The organism is Chloroflexota bacterium (assembly GCA_034717495.1).
Classification (GTDB): domain Bacteria; phylum Chloroflexota; class Anaerolineae; order JAAEKA01; family JAAEKA01; genus JAYELL01.
The window spans coordinates 56,620-76,161 of sequence record JAYELL010000031.1 but is presented as its reverse complement, the minus strand read 5'-3'; the positions used below and the strand labels follow the sequence as shown (position 1 = coordinate 76,161).

The 19,542-nt window shown below is 59.1% G+C and carries 11 protein-coding genes; 5 read left to right on the top strand and 6 right to left on the bottom strand.

The window, feature by feature from the left end:
- Positions 1-139 precede the first annotated feature (139 nt).
- Together U9R25_06100 and U9R25_06095 are read left to right on the top strand one after the other, a co-directional pair.
- Positions 140-2,671, top strand: a complete 2,532-nt coding sequence (locus U9R25_06100; GenBank protein ID MEA3335464.1) for a multiheme c-type cytochrome — start codon at positions 140-142, stop codon at positions 2,669-2,671.
- Positions 2,672-2,889: 218 nt separating this feature from the next.
- Positions 2,890-3,177 carry a hypothetical protein gene (locus tag U9R25_06095; GenBank protein MEA3335463.1) on the top strand — a complete coding sequence of 96 codons (288 nt, stop codon included), beginning with the start codon at positions 2,890-2,892 and terminating at the stop codon, positions 3,175-3,177.
- A 6-nt stretch (positions 3,178-3,183) separates the two neighbouring features.
- Here the strand turns inward: U9R25_06095 and U9R25_06090 are convergent, their stop codons facing one another.
- From U9R25_06090 to U9R25_06080, 3 genes are all read right to left on the bottom strand, one after another.
- Positions 3,184-4,668, bottom strand: coding sequence for a glutamate synthase subunit beta (locus tag U9R25_06090; protein MEA3335462.1), 1,485 nt, complete (start codon positions 4,666-4,668; stop codon positions 3,184-3,186).
- A gap of 19 nt (positions 4,669-4,687) precedes the next feature.
- Entirely contained in the window at positions 4,688-9,400 is a 4,713-nt protein-coding gene (gene gltB, locus U9R25_06085) for a glutamate synthase large subunit (GenBank protein ID MEA3335461.1), read from the bottom strand.
- Between the two features lie 411 nt (positions 9,401-9,811).
- On the bottom strand, positions 9,812-10,519 hold the full coding sequence (locus U9R25_06080; GenBank protein MEA3335460.1) for a hypothetical protein: 708 nt from the start codon (positions 10,517-10,519) through the stop codon (positions 9,812-9,814).
- A gap of 567 nt (positions 10,520-11,086) precedes the next feature.
- On the opposite strand from U9R25_06080, the gene U9R25_06075 reads away from it, so the two are divergent.
- Positions 11,087-12,031 carry a sugar phosphate isomerase/epimerase family protein gene (locus U9R25_06075; GenBank protein ID MEA3335459.1) on the top strand — a complete coding sequence of 315 codons (945 nt, stop codon included), beginning with the start codon at positions 11,087-11,089 and terminating at the stop codon, positions 12,029-12,031.
- Positions 12,032-12,263: 232 nt separating this feature from the next.
- On the opposite strand, the gene U9R25_06070 is transcribed toward U9R25_06075, so the two are convergent.
- The 3 genes from U9R25_06070 to U9R25_06060 form a co-directional block, all read right to left on the bottom strand.
- Positions 12,264-13,589, bottom strand: coding sequence for a MazG family protein (locus U9R25_06070; protein ID MEA3335458.1), 1,326 nt, complete (start codon positions 13,587-13,589; stop codon positions 12,264-12,266).
- A gap of 322 nt (positions 13,590-13,911) precedes the next feature.
- Positions 13,912-16,077 carry a hypothetical protein gene (locus U9R25_06065; GenBank protein MEA3335457.1) on the bottom strand — a complete coding sequence of 722 codons (2,166 nt, stop codon included), beginning with the start codon at positions 16,075-16,077 and terminating at the stop codon, positions 13,912-13,914.
- Between the two features lie 74 nt (positions 16,078-16,151).
- Complete coding sequence (locus U9R25_06060) at positions 16,152-17,969, bottom strand: YncE family protein (protein MEA3335456.1); 1,818 nt, start codon at positions 17,967-17,969, stop codon at positions 16,152-16,154.
- A 237-nt stretch (positions 17,970-18,206) separates the two neighbouring features.
- On the opposite strand from U9R25_06060, the gene U9R25_06055 reads away from it, so the two are divergent.
- Both U9R25_06055 and U9R25_06050 read left to right on the top strand, forming a co-directional pair.
- The gene (locus U9R25_06055; GenBank protein ID MEA3335455.1) at positions 18,207-18,953 is read left to right on the top strand and encodes a ParA family protein; all 747 of its coding nucleotides are present in this window, start codon (positions 18,207-18,209) and stop codon (positions 18,951-18,953) included.
- Positions 18,943-19,332, top strand: coding sequence for a hypothetical protein (locus U9R25_06050; GenBank protein MEA3335454.1), 390 nt, complete (start codon positions 18,943-18,945; stop codon positions 19,330-19,332). The genes U9R25_06055 and U9R25_06050 overlap by 11 nt, the downstream gene beginning before the upstream one ends.
- The last annotated feature ends 210 nt before the right edge of the window (positions 19,333-19,542 follow it).

The window sequence follows — 19,542 nt, the reverse complement described above, 5'->3', positions numbered from 1 at the left end:
TACGGCCAACCAGTGTGTCAACGCACAAAGCTCTTGATACTTTATGATCCAGATCATAGACAAACATCCTGCCACCCTCTATAATGGGAGTACGGTATCGGCTCCTTTTTTTGTATGTCGCATCGGAGGGAAGTCTAGCATGGTACGAAAAACGCCACTGATCCTGTTGCTCGTTCTTGTACTTTTTTCGATGTCCCTGATCGCGGCTGGCGCCTGGGACCCCATACCCGTCGAGGATGATCCCCTGGTCCGTATTCCAGGGACCCAACCCAACCAGGTGGCTCTGGAGGATCTTCGCCAGTGTACCAACTGCCATCAAGGGGATCTGGTAGAACCTGTCGGCCCCTGGATAGGCTCGATGATGGCACAGGCGGCCCGAGACCCCCTGTTCTTTGCCGCCATGACGGTTGCCGGCCAGGACTCGATCCGCTTCACCGGCACACCCAACGCCATGGATCTCTGTGAACGCTGTCATTTTCCCAAGGGCTGGCTGGAAGGACGTTCCGATCCGCCCAATGCCTCGCTGATGGCCGGTGATGACTACGATGGGGTCCAGTGCGACTTCTGCCATCGTATGTGGGATCCGTTCTTCGATGAGACAGCCACCGGTGCGCGCGAAGGGGATCTGGATGGCAACGACCAGATCGATCCCGAAGAGTGGGTGCAGTACTGGGATGAAACCGACGCCAGCGGCACGCCGTCGACCGCAGCCGCAGCCGCCACCTATGCCAGCGATGCCACCCTGGCTCAGGGCATCCAGTTCTTCAACGGTGCTCCCTTTTTTGAGAACAATCAGCCGCCTGAAGATTACGATGAGAATGGCGGTGGTCAATTCTTCGTTACGTCAGATAGCAGTTTCAAGCGAGCTCCTTTTGCCGATGCTGAATCGCGATCCCACAATCCCGGCTACAGCCGCTATCACAAGAGCCGCTATTTCTGCGGTTCCTGTCACGACGTCTCCAATCCGGTGCTGGCGAATTTGGGAGAGGATCCGGCCGAGCCCTTGCCGTCCGAAGTAAACCCGGCCTACAGTTACTTTCACATCGAAAGAACCTTTTCCGAGTTCATGGCATCTGCCTTTGCCGCGGAGGGAGGCGCTCCCGGGGAAGGCCCCTACGATCCTGCCACATTCCAGACCTCGTATGCCAACAACTACATCGCCAAGTGCCAGGATTGCCACCTTCCCGATGTGGAAGGCCGGGCCGGTACCGGCAGAAAAGGCCTCTATCGCACCGGGGATCCGGCGACGACCGAGAGCGTCGAACATCCTAACAGTGGTCAGCCGTTCCACGACATGACTGGCGGCAGCGCCTGGGTAGCCTGGATGCTGGCCAGTGCTGTGCCAGGCTCCCCCAACTACGATCAGACCAACTACGATTTGTTCAACCAGGGTCCCGCTGTGCTGACGCTGGACATGACCGCCGGCGAGGGACTGGACCCTGATATGCTGCTGGATGGGGTAGACCGGTCCAGGCAGCAGCTGGTGCAGGCCGCAGCCATTCCCCTCGATCAAGTCACCTACGGCCGGTCCAGCGGCGACCTGGATTTTCGTATCGTAAACTACACCGGCCACAAGCTGATTTCAGGCTATCCGGAAGGCCGGCGCATGTTCGTGAACATCAAGGCATATGACGCCGCAGGAGAGCTGATTCTGGAAATCAATCCCTATGACTACACTGCCGGTACCTTGAAGGGATTGAATTATCCCTATATAGATCCAACACCTCCTTCACTACCTGTTGTGCCAATTCCTGAACCCCTTGAGGTCAACCAGCGCTACGTGGACGAACTGGTCTATGAGGTGCATCCTTCCAGCAGCCTGACAGGCGAGGATGAGTCCTTCCACATGGTACTGGCGGATGATCGCTACAAGGACAACCGCATCCCGCCCAGGGGGTTTGATCTGAACGAAGCCGCGGAACGGCTCATTCTTCCCCGATGGCACGGCGACGATGCCGAGGACTATTTCACTGCGGAGGAGAACGCCGGCGGCTACGATCAGGTGTCAATCAACATTGGCGAGGGCGCCGCTGACGTGGAGCTCACGTTGTACTACCAGACCACCAGTCGCGAGTTCGTCGAGTTCTTGCGGGATGAGATCAACGGCACAGGCAACCTGACATTGCCCCCACCGTCGCCCGAGAACGATTCGTACATCATTCAGACCGACCCCTTCTTTTCCCAGCTCAAGGCCTGGGGCGACACGATCTGGCAGCTGTGGGCCCACAACATGTCGGTCGATGGCGCCAAGCCATTCACGATGACTCAGACGATCTACAGCGTTCCCCTGGCGGTGGATTTGGCCTATTTCGAGGCCAAGCCGGGCAGAAAGGGCATAGATCTGACCTGGGAGACCGTCAGCGAGATCGATCACCTGGGTTTCAACCTGTATCGATCTGACGGGTTGGAGGGACGCAAAGTGCGGCTGAACGCCGCCCTCATTCCGAGCCCGACACCGGGCAGCAGCGGGGGCAACACCTATGCCTGGATCGATCGCAAAGCCCGATCAGGCAGGGACCATTGGTATTTCCTGGAAACTATCGATATCACCGGCAATGGCGAGATAGTTGGAACCACCATGGTTGCATTCGAGCAGCCATTGTATCGCGAACCGCTGCCCGAGCCCACCGAAAGCCAGTCTCGGGCGGGACCGGTGCCTGCCGGACAATAATAGAGCCAGAAAATCGATTTAGCTGTGTCATGAAGGCGCTGTGGTTCCCAGAATATCCACAGCGCCTTTCCTTTGCCGACTTCTTGTCAAGTGGACAGGCAAAGAAACATCTTCAACGCATCCGTATTTCCGAACGCTGGCTTGAGAATTGACACATGGAGCGATGTGCGAAACGATGTATTCTACAACATCAAGAGTGAATACCTTTGAGGAGTGAAATGGCGCGATATTCTCTGAATCTTCCCCAGCAACTGAAACAAGAGGCCGAAGCCTGGGCGCGTAAGCAAGGCATCTCGCTCAATCAATTCATTCTCTGGGCGACTGCCGAAAAGGTGGGCTCGCTCAACCCACAACTGGGAGACCCGCAGTTCCCAAACATCACCTACCGCCGCGGGGCCAACGGCATCCCGGTGCCCGTCCTGCGGGGCACGGGAGTGCACGTGCAGGCGATAGCTGTCGCCAACCAATGGCCCGGCCAGGTGCGCTGGCTCAATGAGTGGCGTTGATCCCCCTCAGGGTAAGTTGGTCTCCCCCATCAAATAGCGGTCCACCTCGCGCGCGGCGCCGCGGCCTTCGTTGATCGCCCATACGACCAGGCTCTGGCCCCGGCGCATGTCGCCGGCGGCGAAGACCCCCGCCACACTGGTGGAGAAATGGCCGTAGGCCGCTCTGGCATTGGACCGGTGATCCCGTGCAACGTCCAGTTGGTCGAGCAAGGTGTCCTCCGGGCCCAGAAACCCCATGGCCAACAGCACCAATTGAGCTGGCCACACCCGTTCGGTGCCGGGGATCTCCCTGGGATAGGGTCGGCTGCCATTGTCTCCGGTCACCCATTCGACCTGGACAGTGTGTACTTCCCTGACTCGGCCCTGATCGTCCCCCGCGAAGGTCTTGGTCATGATGTCATAGCTTCGCGGGTCGGACCCATCGCGGGCGATGACCTCTTCCTGGCCGTAATCGACGCGCAGGATTCGAGGCCACTCCGGCCAGGGATTGTCCAGCTGACGCTCGCCCGGCGGCTCCGACAGGATTTCGAACTGGGCCACACTGCGACAACCCTGGCGCAGGGAAGTGCCCACGCAATCGGTACCCGTGTCGCCTCCCCCGATGACGATCACATCCAGATCCCTGGCTGAAAGGTGGACAGCGCCGCCACCCCCATCCAGCAGTCGTTTGGTGTTATCCCGCAAAAATGTCATGGCGAGGTGAATGCCTTGCAGGTCCCGTCCCTCGACCGGCAGATCGCGCGGTTTTGTGGCGCCACCACAAAGAACCACGGTGTCGAACTGCTCTCGCAATTCCTGACCGGGGATATCCTTGCCGATCTCGGTGTTGGTGACAAAGGTGATCCCCTCCGCGGCCATCAGATCGACACGGCGCTGCACGATGCCCTTATCCAGCTTCATGTTGGGAATACCATACATCAGTAGCCCACCGATACGGTCGGCCCGTTCGTAGACAGTGACGCTGTGGCCGACCATGTTGAGTTGTGCCGCGCATGCCAGCCCTGCCGGCCCGGACCCAACCACTGCGACCCGCCGTCCGGTGCGAAGGGCAGGAGGCTCCGGCTGTATCCAACCCTGTTCGAAACCACGGTCGATGATGGCATGTTCGATGCTCTTGATAGTGACCGGCGGCTCGTTGATGCCCAGCGTACAGGAGCCCTCACAGGGCGCTGGACAGACCCGCCCGGTGAACTCAGGGAAATTGTTGGTCTTCAACAGGCGGATCAAAGCCTCTTTCCAGAGTCCGCGATAGACCAGATCGTTCCATTCCGGAATCAGATTGTTGATGGGACAGCCCGCGGTCATGCCGTTGATCAGTCTACCGGCGTGACAAAAGGGAATGCCGCAATCCATGCAACGGGCGCCCTGGACTTGCAGTTTTTCGTCCGGAAAGGGCAGATCAAACTCCGACCAATCTGCCAGTCTTTCCAGCGGCGGACGATGGGCCGGCAGTTCCCTCTCATGTTCCATGAATCCAGTCGGTTCTCCCACAGAGCGTCTCCTCTCTTTCTTATTGTCCGCCGATGCGGGTCAAATCGTCTCTGTTCTTCTCGAACGCCGCCATTACTGCTTCGTCACCGGCGAGGCCGGCGGCATCCATCTCTGCGAAGGCCTCCAGCATGCGCTTGTAGTCCCTGGGGAGAACCTTGACAAACCTGGCTACCAGCTCATTCCAGCGCAGCAGGACCCGCCAGGCCAGAGCGCTGCCCGTGTATTCGGCGTGCTTTTCTATCATGCATTTGACGCCTGCTATCTCGTCCGCTGTGCAGTCCTGCAGCCGCTCCAGTATCACCATGGCCTGATTGCAGCGACCGGCAAAATCGCCTTTTTCGTCCAGCACGTAAGCGACGCCTCCCGACATGCCGGCGGCAAAATTGCGCCCGGTTTTGCCCAACACAACCACCCGGCCACCGGTCATGTACTCGCAACCGTGATCACCGACTCCCTCAACTACCGCATCGACGCCGCTGTTGCGCACACAGAATCGTTCGCCTGCCAGCCCCCGCACGTAGGCTTCGCCGCCGGTCGCGCCATAGAAGGCCACGTTGCCCGAAATGACGTTCTCCTCCGCCACAAAGCCCGATTCCTCCGGCGGATAGACGATTATCTTGCCACCTGACAGGCCCTTACCCAGGTAATCATTGGTGTCACCTTCCAGGGCCAAGGTGATTCCTGCCGGTAAAAAGGCGCCGAAGCTCTGACCGGCCGAACCATGGAAGGTCAGGTGGATCGTATCCTCGGGCAGGCCCTCCTCGCCGAAGCGACGGGTCAACTCGCTGCCCAAAATCGTGCCCACAACCCGGTCAGTATTGCAGATGGGCAGCTTTGCGCGTACTTCTTTCTGGCCATCGAGGGCTGGCTTGCAGAGATCCAGCAGCACTTTTTTGTCCAACGCGTCGTCCAGGCCATGATCCTGGTTGATCTGGTGGTAACGGCCCACCGTATCCGGCACCTCGGGTCGATAGAGCAGGCTGGAAAGATCCAGCCCCCGGGCTTTCCAGTGGGCTACAGCCTGACGGGTCTCCAGCCTGTCCGTGCGCCCGATCATCTCGTCCACTGTGCGGAAACCCAGGCTGGCCATCAATTCTCGCATCTCCTGGGCCACAAAACGCATATAGTTCACCAGATACTGGGGATCGCCTGCAAACTTCTTGCGCAGCTCAGGGTTCTGGGTGGCAACGCCCACGGGACAGGTATCCAGGTGACAGACCCGCATCATGATGCAGCCCAGAGTGACCAGGGCAACGGTGCCAAAGCCATATTCCTCGGCGCCCAGCAATGCCGCAATGACGACGTCCCGTCCAGTGCGCAGCTGCCCGTCGGTCTCCAGTACCACCCGGCTTCGCAGGTTGTTGAGTACCAGTGTCTGGTGCGTTTCGGCCAGCCCCAGTTCCCAGGGCAACCCGGCGTGTTTGATGCTGGTCTGTGGCGAGGCACCGGTACCCCCATCATGGCCACTGATCAGGATCACGTCGGCATGGCCCTTGGCAACGCCGGCAGCGATGGTGCCGACGCCCACCTCTGACACCAACTTGACGTTGATGCGTGCCCGCTCGTTGGCGTTCTTCAGGTCGTGGATCAGCTCCGCAAGGTCCTCGATGGAGTAGATATCATGATGGGGCGGCGGCGAGATAAGACCAACGCCAGGCGTCGAGTGGCGCACCCTGGCGATCCAGGGATAAACCTTGCGTCCCGGCAACTGGCCCCCCTCCCCCGGTTTCGCGCCCTGGGCCATCTTAATCTGCAGCTCCCGGGCGTTCACCAGGTAGTTGCTGGTAACACCAAACCGGCCCGAGGCTACCTGCTTGACAGCGCTGCTGCGGTTGTCTCCTTCGGAAACAGGTTCACCCGTCAGCGGGTCCATGGCGGGGAAGCGGGCTGAGTCCTCACCTCCTTCACCGGTGTTGCTCTTGCCACCGATGCGGTTCATAGCAATGGCCAGTGCCTCATGGGTTTCCTGGCTGATGGAGCCGTAGGACATGGCCCCCGTCTTGAAGCGGCGGCAGATTGAGTCCACCGACTCCACTTCCTCCAGGGGAACCGGCTCCTGGCAGGGCTTGAGCGCCAGAAGGCCACGCAGCGTATTGTGCTCCGTTTCCTGGTTGTTCATCATGTCGGCAAACGCCAGAAAAGTGTCGTGATCGCCGGTCAGGCAGGCCCGTTGCAGGGTATGGACGGTGCGCGGGTTGAGCACGTGGCGCTCACCGCCGTGGCGCCATTGATAGTCGCCACCTGCCGGAAGGGTCTTGCCATTGAAGAAGCGCTCCGGGAAAGCCAACTGGTGGCGCGTGTGCACTTCCTGGAAGACCTCGTTCAAGCCAATGCCCTCGATTCGGGATGGCGTCCCGGTGAAATAGGTGTCAACCAGCGCCTGGCTCAGTCCCACTGCCTCGAAAATCTGGGCTCCGCAATAGCTTTGCATCGTCGAGATGCCCATTTTAGAGAGCACCTTGACCACCCCTTTGACGACCGCCTTGATGTACTGGGATTCAGCCTTGTGGTAGTCGACGCCGGTCAAAAGCCCCTCGTCGATCATATCGCGCAGGGACTCGTAGGCCAGGTAGGGATTGATGGCCGTGGCACCGTAGCCGATCAACAGGGCAAAGTGGTGCACCTCCCGGGGCTCACCCGACTCGACCACCAGGGCGACCTGGGTGCGCAGTTCCTCACGGATCAGATGGTGGTGTAGCCCGGAAAGGGCCAGCAGCGCAGGGATTGGCGCCAACTCGCGGCTGACCCCGCGATCGGAAAGGATCAGGATGTTAACACCCTGGGCGATAGCCTCCTCGGCCTTGCGGCAAAGATCATCGAGGGCTTGCTCCAGGCCAGCACCGCCATCGGCCAGCCTGAAAACCGTCGACAGAGTCCTGGCTTTGAACCCCGGCTCCCGAATGTGCCGCAGCCTGGCCATCTCAGCGTTTGTCAGGATGGGTGTCTTCAGCCGAACCTGATGGCAGTTCTCAGGTTTAGTTTCCAGCAGGTTCTGCTCAGTGCCCATCATTACCATGGTCGAGGTCACCAGTTCCTCCCGAATGGCATCGATGGGAGGGTTGGTGACCTGAGCAAAGAGCTGTTTGAAGTAGTTAAAGAGCAACTGGGGCCGGTCGGAAAGCACAGCCAGCGGTGTATCGTTGCCCATGGCGCCAAGAGGCTCGATGCCCTTCTCCGCCATGGGAGCCAAAAAGACGCGCAGGGTCTCAAAGGTGTAGCCAAATGCCTGCTGCATCTGAACGATGGCTCGATGCCCGGTCTTGACAGCTCCCTGGAGCAAAACCGGTGGCTCGTCGATGTCGTCGGTGTGCCGAAGGCCATCCATGACCGGTGGATCGGGCAGGTCCTCCAGGGGAACCAGATGCTGGTCAAGCCATGCGCGATATGGGTACTGCGTGGCATATCGTTGTTTCAATTCCTGGTCGTCGATGATGCGGCCTTCCTCCGTATCCACCAGGAACATGCGGCCTGGCTCAAGGCGGCCCTTGTGCAGCACCCGTTCCGGTGGAATATCCAGTACGCCAACCTCCGATGCCATAACGACCAGGTCATCCTCGGTTACGTAGTAACGAGAGGGTCGAAGGCCGTTGCGATCCAGAACAGCGCCGACCACAGCACCGTCCGTGAAGGCGATAGACGCCGGGCCATCCCATGGCTCCATCAGCGTGGCATGGTATTCGTAAAAGGCCCTCTTCCCGTCGCTCATCGATTGGTGCTTCGACCAGGGCTCGGGGATCATCATCATCACCGCGTGAGGCAAGGTGCGCCCGGCAAGATGCAGGAACTCCAGGGCATTGTCGAACATGGCCGAATCGCTGCCGTCAGGATCGATGATGGGCAGGATCTTGGGCAGGTCGTCGCCGAAGAGATCGCTCTCGAGCATCGATTGGCGGGCGTGCATCCAGTTGATATTGCCGCGCAACGTGTTGATCTCACCGTTGTGGATCAGGTAGCGATAGGGATGGGCGCGCTCCCAGCTGGGAAAGGTGTTGGTGCTGAAGCGGGAGTGGACCACAGCCAGGGCACTTTCCAGGCGCGGGTCGGCCAGGTCGGGAAAGAAGGCCTTGACCTGCTCCGACAGCAACATGCCCTTGTAGACAATGGTGCGACTGGAGAGGCTGGCGAAGTAGAATGGATGGCCGCCGGCCCAGTCGGGCCGGCGCGCCAGGTTCTCCAGCCTGCGGCGAATGACGAACAGTTTGCGCTCGAAGACCAGGGCATCGCCGGCGGTCAATGTGCCGGGATTGCGGCCAATGAAGACCTGTCGCACGAGCGGTTCTGCCAGCCGGGCTGTAGCACCCAGGGAGGCAGCTTCGGTGGGTACCGTGCGCCAGCCAAGGAGCTGTTGGCCCTCCTCCTCCACCACTTGTGCCACGGCCGTTTCTGCCGCGCGGCGGCTGGCGACGTCAGGAGACAGAAAAAGCATGCCCACGCCGTACTCTCCAGGCATGGGCAACTCCATGTTGGCGGCAGGACAAACCTGCTGGAAAAAGAGATGCGGAAGCTGAAAGAGGATGCCGGCGCCATCCCCGGTGTTGGATTCCGCGCCGCGCGCACCCCGATGGGCCAGGTTCAGCAGGATGGTCAAGGCTTGTTGGATGATCTGGTGGGATTTCCGGCCTTTGACATTGACCACAAAACCTACGCCACAGGCATCCCGCTCGTAGCGGGGATCGTAGAGACCCTGCTTTTCTGGCAATCCGGGAAAACGGGAAGACGAATCGATCAACATGGCACCTCATGGGGAGAAAAAAAACCCTACCGGGCAAACGAAGCCAAGTCGCTTCGTTGCGGTAGGGGCAGTGCCTCGTTGCTGTAGGGTTAGAGCGAAGTATGCTGCTGGCAGAGCCGGCGCTCAATCTTGAATAACTATTCTACCCCAATGCCGCAAATGGCGCAAGTTGCTGTTGAAGGGGGGATTCGTAGCGGTTGCAATAGGCCCAGGAGGCGTCAGGAAGCGTTCTGCGGGTTTTGGCGAATCCATCAACCCCAGGGCCATCAACCCCAATGCCCGTCAGCAGCGCTGCGGAGCCCTCTCAGCCAACTTGACGCGCTGACCCGCTACGACACACATCCCGAAGGTCTGCGTCAGCGTAATGCTGCCACTTTTTCGCCCGTGCCGCTGATGCAGCACCGGTATGCTTCAGTCGGTCCGCTGCCACTCGAGACGATACCAGCAAGCTTCCTGTGGATTGAATCTGACGGGAACTTCTTCGCTCAGCGGCTGGTCATGTTCGTCGACAACCACCACAAACCAGACCGCCTCGGCCTGTAGGATGGGGAAGTCATACTCGCCGCCGCCTTTGCTGGCGACGACCGGATAACGATGCCAGTCATTGAAGCAAACCAGTCGCACACCAGACAGGGGATTGCCGGCGACATCCACTACCCGGCCTGTGATGTAGCCATGCGCCTTGGGACAACCTGGGCAAGGGTGAGAAAAGTCAGGTTGGGCGGAGCCGATGGCAGCGAAGCGCCTGGCTGGTGGCTGCGGTGGCGCCGGTGTGAAGGTAGGAACAGGCGTCGCTGGCAGGGAGACATCTGTAGCCGTCGGTGTGACAGAAGGCGGGACCGGAGAGGGCGTGAACGTCGGTGCCTGCGTTGGCGTCGGTGTGGGTGCGGGTGGTGAGGTCGCCGTTGATGTGGGAGAGGGTGTAACGATGAGTGTCGACGTGAACGTGGGGGTATGCGCGGGTGCGCTCGTCGATGCAGGTGTGGGAAGGGGCATGGGCGTGCTGGAGAAAGCCACCGTCGGCACAGGCAGCCTTTCTTGTGCAACAGGCATCCCACCGCTACAGGCCGCCAGCGCCAACAATGTGGCCAGCAGGACGACAGGCCATAGGCTGGGCATGGAATTCACGAGATTTCAGTCCTTTCCCACTGCTGGTAATTCAGACCAATGCAATGTCGGGCAGCCTGATTTTCCGCAAACCGACCTTCTTTCCTCATGTTAGCACAGAAGCAATCACCTGACTATGATCTGGATCAAAGTCAGCAACTTTTCGACTTGGATAATGCAAATTTGTTTCTGTAAGAGTAATGTAGGTGTGGTGTCGACCAATACAGCGTGGCTCAAGGATAATCGAATCCTTGCATGGCGATCTGTTCCAAAAACCCCTCTGGTAAGGTACAATGGTCCTGGTAGATCATGGCTGTTCTCGCTTTCAAGTGAATTGGTGGTCACCACGGGATATACCATGACCTGCCTGATGTCATCTTACAGAAAATAGTTTACACTATCCTTTGCGGTCAGCATGACACCGATAAAGCCGAAGTTTCGTTGATGCTACCAAATGTAGGATAAAATGCGATTTTTCCCCGGCAAGATTGCATCTTGCCGCACAGGGCGACAGGCATCCTGATACCCCCTGGATTCCTGTTGATCCTACTCAGTGAGCAGTGCCGAAAGGAGAAAACTGTGAAGAAACAGAATTTCGAAGAAAAAACCGAAGTAGTAAGATCAGCCTTTCTGGATATGAAAAAGAGTCGACCGGAAAGGCTTGAGAAGAGGTTGAACCTCTCCTGGAGCAACTGGGGATTTGGCATAGAAACTCTGGCCGACTCCGCGGCGCGCTTACAGAAAGCGGGTATCCGCTTCATCGAGCTGCATGGCAATCACTACGGGCCAGACCTGGGCTACAGGGTCGATGAAAGCCTGAGGATCCTTGGCGAGTATGACCTTGAGGTATCGGGTGTGTGCGGCATGTTTTCGTTCGATAACGACCTGTCGAGCAACCGGGCCGTACAAAGACAGGCGGCGATTGATTACCTGCGACGCGAAATCGAATTTACCGCCGCCGTGGGCGGAAAGTACCTGCTGGTCGTGCCGGGCGCGGTTGGCCGTCCCCAGCCCTACGATGAAACAGAGTTCGAGCGAAGCGTGGCAACGTTGGAACTTGTGGCCGATCTATTCGTTGAACACGACATCAAAGCGGCCATCGAACCGATCCGTTCCGCAGAAGTCAGCTTTGTTCACACCATTGCTGACGCCCAAAAGTACATCGCTGCGGTCAACCATCCAGGTGTGGCTCATATCAACGGCGACGTGTATCACATGCAGGCGGAGGAAGCACACATCGGAGAAGCGTTGATGGATGCGGGCGAACAGCTTGCCAATCTTCATCTGGCCGACAGCAATCGCTGCGCTCTGGGCGAGGGGTCGATGGATCTGGACACTATCATTATGGCGCTGTACCTGATCGGCTTCAACGCCGCGGGCAAATTCGTCACCCCCGAACCACTTGGCCCGGGCGGCGACCCCTACCCCGCTATGCACGGCAAGCCGGACAAAGCCTTGCTGGACGATATGGTTATGCAAACAGCCACCTATTTCCGGGAGCGGGAAGAGGCGCTTTTGGCCTGACCCTGACCTGACCGGAGCCCCCAGGACGGGGTTGGCCTGCTTCAAACAAAACCGGAAACCAGCGCCATGCGTCAGCTTCACCGAGCCCAACCTGACCACGCTGATCGCCGACTGCATCGAGCTAGGCGAACAACTGCAAAAGCCTGAATAGCCGGTCCGTCATTCCGGGCTTTCTCACCCCGGGCCAACACGGTTGGATGCGTTGGCCCCAGATCGGAATTGTCCCCCAACATCACAGCATTGAGGCGTCCACTCCCCCGGCCACTGCCTGGCAAAACTCGCGCAGGACGGTCTCGGCATCGATCCCGACCTCCCGTCCCCGCACCACGATCTGCCAGAGCTCCACGGCGATCGGCTCCCCGTCCGGCAGAGTGAGGTCCATGCCGGCACGAGCCAGCCTGCTCTGATACTTGCTCGCCAGCGATAGCGCAGGCAATGCCGTGGGCACCGACTCCAACGGCGACGACGCCTTTCCCCCGTTCGCAGCCGAGCGTTCCTCAGACTTGATCCTGGCCCAGGTGGCCAGCACATCCTCGGTGCCAGCCACCTTCTCGTCGCCAAAAACGTGGGGATGGCGGCGGATCAGCTTTTCGTTGATATGAGTCATCACCTCCGGCCAACGGAAGCGCTCTTCCTCCGAGGCGATCTGGGCCAGCATAGCAATCATCAGGGTTGTATCGCCCAACTCCTCAAGCAATTCGCCGTCGTCGTCCCTGTCGAGCGCCTCCAGCAGTTCGTAGGTCTCCTCCAACAGATCCTGGCGCAAGGACTGAAGGGTTTGCTCCCGGTCCCAGGGACAGCCATCGGGCGCCCGCAGCCGGGCAACGATCTCCTGCAATCGACCGTAGGAAGCACACGGGCCAGCCGGCGGCAGGTAAACAGAGGTCAGATGGTCGAAGTTGGGCCGTCGATCCAATTGAAAAAGAGGCATTTCCCACAGTTTCTCATCGGCCGTCCCGGCAGCCTGCACCACAAAGACCACATGCCGGGGATCGAAGCTGTGCAACAGCGTCAGTTTGACGTCGCTGGCCAGGGGCCGGCTGTAGCACTGGGCCAGCAGCGCTGGGCGCGAGGGGTCGAAGGGGGGCGCGTGGCTGGTCGCCACCACCATGGCATCCAGGAGTTGCAGGCCATCGCGATCCAGGGAATCGATCTCCAGTGCCCGGCAGACCGGTTCCAAAAAGCTCATCCCGGAGATAATGCGCACCGGAAGATCCGCGCTCTCAGCTTGCCACCGGATGAGTTGGGTAGTAGTCTCACCCACCGATGGATCGCCCGGCACGGCGTAAACAACGCCCTGGGGCCGGCGTCCCAGCGCGACAACCTCGGCTGCGATTGCCTGGTAGACAGCATTGAAATCATCGTTGGCAACGTACAGGTGATCGAAGCTGTGCACGACCAGGTGCCCGGGAAAGCCCGCGACCGCGGGATGTTGCTCCGTCCGCAGATGGACCTCATCCGCCTGTAACAATGCCTGCCAGGCCTCCCGCGTCAGCAGACCGGGATCGCCCGGGCCCAGGCCAAGGATGGTGATGGCGTTCGTGGTATTGTCGCTCAAAATGAAAACTCCTTGGGAATACCATAGTGTCAATATGCCAAAATGGGGCAGTGTCAATCATCGATGGTTAATTGTCAACGAATGACCCGTCCCAGGTAGAGCCACACGCGACGAGACCCGCCGTCTTCTCCAGCAGCGGGTCTCCTCATTTTGATGCCCAAGAAGCCGGCCCCCTCGCCGGTTCCTCAGGCCTGGAAGGCAGTATCCTGCAGCCGGAAAGTCCACGACCTGCCCGAATTCCCGATCGGGGCGTCCTCGCCCGTTTTCAACTTTCAGCAAGGACGCCCGACCGATCAGGGCTGGCCATGCCCCGGCAAAAAAGCTATCGAGACCTCAATCGATCGATTCGGCGCAGTACAAAGCTGTCTGAGATCACCAGCACAGTATTGTCACCGCGATTGCCGATATATACCCGGTTCGTAAGGTGGTTGACGCCAATCATGCCAGGATCGTCACCCACCGGCACGGTTGCCATCACTGACATGGTTGGTCCGTCGATTACGGTGACCGTGTCGTCGGCACTGTTCGCCACGAAAACGTGCCCGTTGCTTGCATTGACCGCAATGCCGATGCCTCCCCCGGGACCACCTTCGCCAACGAGAACCGTGCCCAGCCGGCTGACTCCACTGGCGGCGGTCACATAGACAGCCACCCGGTCTGGTGTGCCGCCAGGACCCTCATAGATCACGTACAGCCGGTTGCGGCCGGCATCCACCGCCATGGCGTATACCTCACCGCCGGGGGCAAAGGTCTGATGCCAGAGCCGCGTATTGGTATCCGTATCGACCACGATTACATTGTGGGTATCCCGATTGCCCACGTAAGCGCGACGCAGGCCGGGATGGACGGCCAATCCAAAGGCTCCCGCCTCGGCTTCCACCGTGGTCAGCAGAAGATTGCTGGCGCCCGAAACCACGGCCAGCCGGCCGCTGCCATGGAGGGTCACATAGGCACGATTGAGCCCTTGGTCGACGGCGACATAGGCCGGGCTGCTATAGCCAGCAGCAGCGAAATCGACGGTAGCCAGCAGGGCTCCAGTCGAACCGTCGAACACGGACAGGGTATTGCTGTTGTAGTTGGCGACATAAACCTTGTCGGTATCGCTGTTGACCGCCACACCGAAGGGACTCTGCCCGGTGGGCGCCAAGACCTGCACGAGGTCAGTGGCGCCGTCGATCCTGTACAGCTGCTCAGCCGTCTTGCTGGCAACAAAGATCTGATTGGTCTCCGTGTTGGCAGCGATTCCCTTGGGATGAGGGATATCGACGATCGCCGTCGTTGGTGTTGCCGTTGGCGTTGGTGTTGCCGTGGGCGTGTCGGTGGGTGTTGGCGTGTCGGTAGGCGTTGGCGTGTCGGTAGGCGTTGGCGTGTCGGTAGGCGTCGGCGTGGGCTCCTCGGGCGTTGGCGTCGCCTGCCGGTTGCGGAATATCACGTCGATGCATTGATCTCCCGCCTGCACGGTGATGTTCAACACCGTGGGCCCGATCGGCGCCCAACCGCTTTCCTCGATCTCCCAGATAGTGTAATCTCCGGGCGGCACGCCATCGAAACGGAAGACGCCCAGACCGTTGGTAGAGGCACTTCTAACCGCCCCTCCGGGCTCAGGCTGCAAGCGAATGACCCAACTCGGCAATCCGACCTGGAGGTCATCTACCTTGCGGCCAACCACACAGCCCGCCCCCTCTGGAGTTGCTGTCGCATCAAGCTGTTCCACACCGCGCGCCAAATGGGTAATGGTGTATTCCTTCAATATTACGGGCAGATAGAAATCGAGCACCGGCACTTCCGGCGTAGGAGTCGGGGTCCCCTGTTTGTTCTTGAAGCGAACAGTCAGGCATTGCTCCGTGGCTTCCAGCAACGGCACCTCAAACGAGGGCGCGGTGACCGGCAACCAGCCGGGCTGGACCTCTTCCCACAATCGATAGACGCCCAAAGGCAGGCCGTCGAACCTGAAATAGCCCGTAGCGTCGGTATTGGTACCGTAGATCGGGCCTGAGCCATCGACAAACTGGGCGTGGATTGACCAGCCTGCGAGCCCAATGTGAAAGTCATCTACTTTGTAACCGTCGATGCAGGCCGCGCTGTACCACTGTCCAAACTCGACCACCGTATCGTCGTTGGAAGTTACAGAGACAACCTGGACGTCGGGCGTTGTCGGGGCATAACCGGGCAGGGGCGCAGCAGTAACCGTATACACTCCGCTCGCCAACATCGACCAGCTCAGCTCTCCCGTCACGCCGGTTGTGTCGGAGTCGCTGCCTCCGTGTTCATTGACCCAGGCTACATTGACGTTGGCCAGGGGTGGTTCCCCGCCATCCCGGACCCCGTTGCCATCCAGGTCATCGAAGGTCTGCACGATGAGGGTGTCCTGAAGAATGGCCTCAGGGGACGCGGCCGAAATTCCGGTCTGGCTGATCATAAGCGCGCCCAAACTCAACAGGACACCACAGATGATCAGCACAGGAAATAACTTACGAAAAGCACTCATCGATCCCTCCTAACCTGGACAAGCCAATGGTCAATTGTTGCATTGTCGATTGTAAACTGCGTAACTCCTGTTGATTAAAAGCCATCCATGATGACCGCCAGATCGTCTCCCGTGCGGTTGCCGACGTATATCCGGCTGGAAGCCGGATTGGCGGCGATGCCAAAGGGGTCCAGCCCAACCGGGAACGTCCACAGCTCGACATCGGTCAGACCATCGATCACCGTCACCGTATTGGATGCCGAATTGGTGACAAAGACGTTGTTGGTGGTCTCGTTAATGGCCACACCACCGCCGCCATTGGCACCGCCAGAATCCACGCGGATCGTCTCAAGCAGGGTGAATCCGCTTGCCGTGGCATAGTAAATCTGTACCCGATCGACATTGTTGTTGACGGCAACCATGACGTAAAGCTTGTTGGCGTTGGGATTGAAGCCCAGCGTATAGGGTACAGAGCCGAGCGGTCTTGGCTTGAACACCTGCCCCGCCACCGGATTACCGTTAGCGTCGAAGGTGACCACATTACGGCTATCGCGATTGCTCACGTAGACGCGGTTCAGATTCTCGTTGACGGCTACGCCAAAGGCGCCAAAGCCGGGGTCACCGGTGGCAACATCCCGAATCACCGTATCGCTGATGCCGTCGATGACATACAGACGATCTGCGCCATGGCTGATCGCGTAGACCCGGTTGTTGTTGGTGTTGACCGCCACATACGTCATTTCCGAACCAAGGGTCAAGGTCTTGACAACCTGGTTCAGCGCCCCGTCCACCACCGACAGGGTGCCACTGCCAAAATTGGCAACATAGACTTTACCGGTGTTGGGGTTAACTGCCACACCGAAGGGCAAATCGCCGACAGGAATCCGGGCCGCCACACCGTTGCTGTTGCCATCGATGACGAAGAGCTCATCCAGATCGCGGCTGGAAATGTAAATACGATTGGTCAGAGGATTCACCGCCAGTCCATTGGGCGAATCCAGCCCGGGCACCGGCACAGGTGTCACCGGAGGCGCTGGTGTCGACGTAGGCGTGTTGGTCGGCGTTGGCGTATTGGTGGGTGTATCGGTCGGTGTCGGTGTATCGGTTGCTGTGGCTGTCGGCGTATTGGTAGGTGTATCGGTTGAAGTAGGTGTGTCGGTTGGGGTAGGTGTTTCCGTCGGCGTGCCCGTAGGCGTATCCGATGGCGTTGGCGTTTCGGTAGGCGTATCGGTAGGTGTGTTGATCGGCGTCTCCGTCGGAGTCGTGACAACCCCTGCCAGAATCAATGGCATGTAGGTCAGCAAGACTGGCGCCGGGCCAACGGTCGAAATCTGGTTGATATCGTAGCCCAGGCAATCGCCGCGATCAAAGAACTCCTTGATCATCAGGTAGTAAAGGCCATCTGCCGGCGCATCCCAGACAATCTGGGATGACAATGGCTCCGGACTGCCCGGCAGGTCGTCGCTGAAGGCCAGAACGGTGGTGGCGTCGGTATCGAAAAGCTGCAACACTGTATCGGTGTCCAGGATCAGATTGAAGGTAGTGCTGGTGTAGGTAACGCCCGCCTGGGCGCTGAAGATCAGCCAATCCCTGTCGCCGTTCTGGTGGAAGTTATGCGTTTGTGCCACCCCGTTATCGAAAATCTGGCGGGCAAATTCAGAAGTGTCATCGTACTCAAAAACGTCTGGCTGGCATTCCTCAGGCAGATGACTGCCCGGTTTGGATGGCGGCAGGGGTTTTCCCTTCAACGTTTGCGCCGCGACCGTGGGAAGCTGGCCGGAGAAGTTCTGAATCGAATCTGCTTTCGCCGGCCGCAGAAACAGGCTGACAACTAACAGCGATGCCAACAGCAGGGAAGTCGCAAGCGCAACAAGAATGGGACGGATCCGCTCACCAATACGATTGCCAGACAATTTTCTGTTTCCTTCCAGGATTATCAAGATCACAACCGACGACGCGAAAACCCGGAGCGCGCCCTTTGAACCCACACGCCTCTATGTGAGCAGACGGTTTTGCTGCAATAAAGTAACGTGTTTCAGGAACGAAGTTCGGCCGGCTTTTTTTCCAACGTGTGATATGCAAAAGGTTGAACACCTGTGGTATACTTGCAAGTCCGGGCGGCTCAGTCCAGGCGGTTGAAGGAGAAGTCAATGAGAAAAATTGCTGTGGCCCTGTCAAAAGGTGGCGTTGGAAAGACAACCACTGCTGTGAACCTGGCAGCAGGGTTGGCGCTGAAGGGCTTCCAGGTGCTATTGATTGATGTGGATACCCAGGGCCAGGCAGGGACATCCCTGGGTGCGCAACCTGATGTGGGGCTCGCCGAGCTGGTTAGCGGAGAGGTCACCCCGGACCAGGCCACGGTCGCCGTCAGAGACAATCTCTGGCTGCTGGCCGGCGGCAAAAACCTCGCCGGGCTGAAGCGCCTCATCGCCCGCAAGGATTTCGGTGGCGAACGCACACTTTCGGAAGCGCTGGAAATGCTTGATAGCCGCTTCGATTACATCATCATGGATACCGCGCCCGGCTGGGATGTTTTGACAGTCAACGTGCTTTTCTTCGCAGACGAGGTACTCTCCCCCGTATCTCTGGAGGTCATGACGCTGCAGGGGCTACTGGAATTCCAGCAGAGCCTGACCACGATCCAGCGATATCACCAGGAGCTGATCCTGCGCTATATCCTGCCCACCTTTATGGATCGCCGGGTGAAAAAGTCGGGGGAGATCCTGGGCCAGTTGACGAGTACCTTCCCCGAACAGACTTGCGAGCCCATCCGCTACAACGTGCGACTCTCGGAGGCGCCGGGCTACGCGCAGTCTATCTTCGAATATTCACCCCGTTCCGCGGGATCTCAGGATTACCAGCAGCTTGCAGAAAGGATCGCCAACGATGGCACGTAAGGAAACTCCAGATCTCCTGGGTGAGCTTTTGGCAGGCACCGCGGCAGAAACCTCAACGCAACCGGCAACCCAGGCAGCGACCACCCCGGAAAAAAAAGGCCGCAAAAAGACGCAGAAAAAACCCTCCTCTCAGCGCAAGACCACCCCTGTTACGGTCTGGCAGCACCTGCTGATCTCCTTCTGTGATAGCCAGGGTTGGCGACCACGCTACATCAATGGACGCGAGATCAAAGGGTGGACCCAGGCACCGCTTGTCCACGACTATATGGAGCAACTGGGCGAGGATGGCTGGGAGCTGGTCGGTGCCGGCAACGGCAAACCGCTGTATGGCAAGACCGATTATGTTCAGTTATTTTTCAAGCGTCCAAAAACAGCCTGAGGGATCTGTCACTTGGCGAGAGAACGATTTTTTCTTAGGAACGAAAGTTACGCACATCAGAAGACGGCAGACGGCGGTCGGCGGTTCTCGGGAATGCGATAGGAGTCGAGGCTGTGCGTAGCCCCCTTTCTGGGTTAGCCGGGGTCAGCGACGCGGCGACAAAGTGGTCCGTGGTCGGCGGTCCTCGGTCAACGGTCTTCCGATGTACGT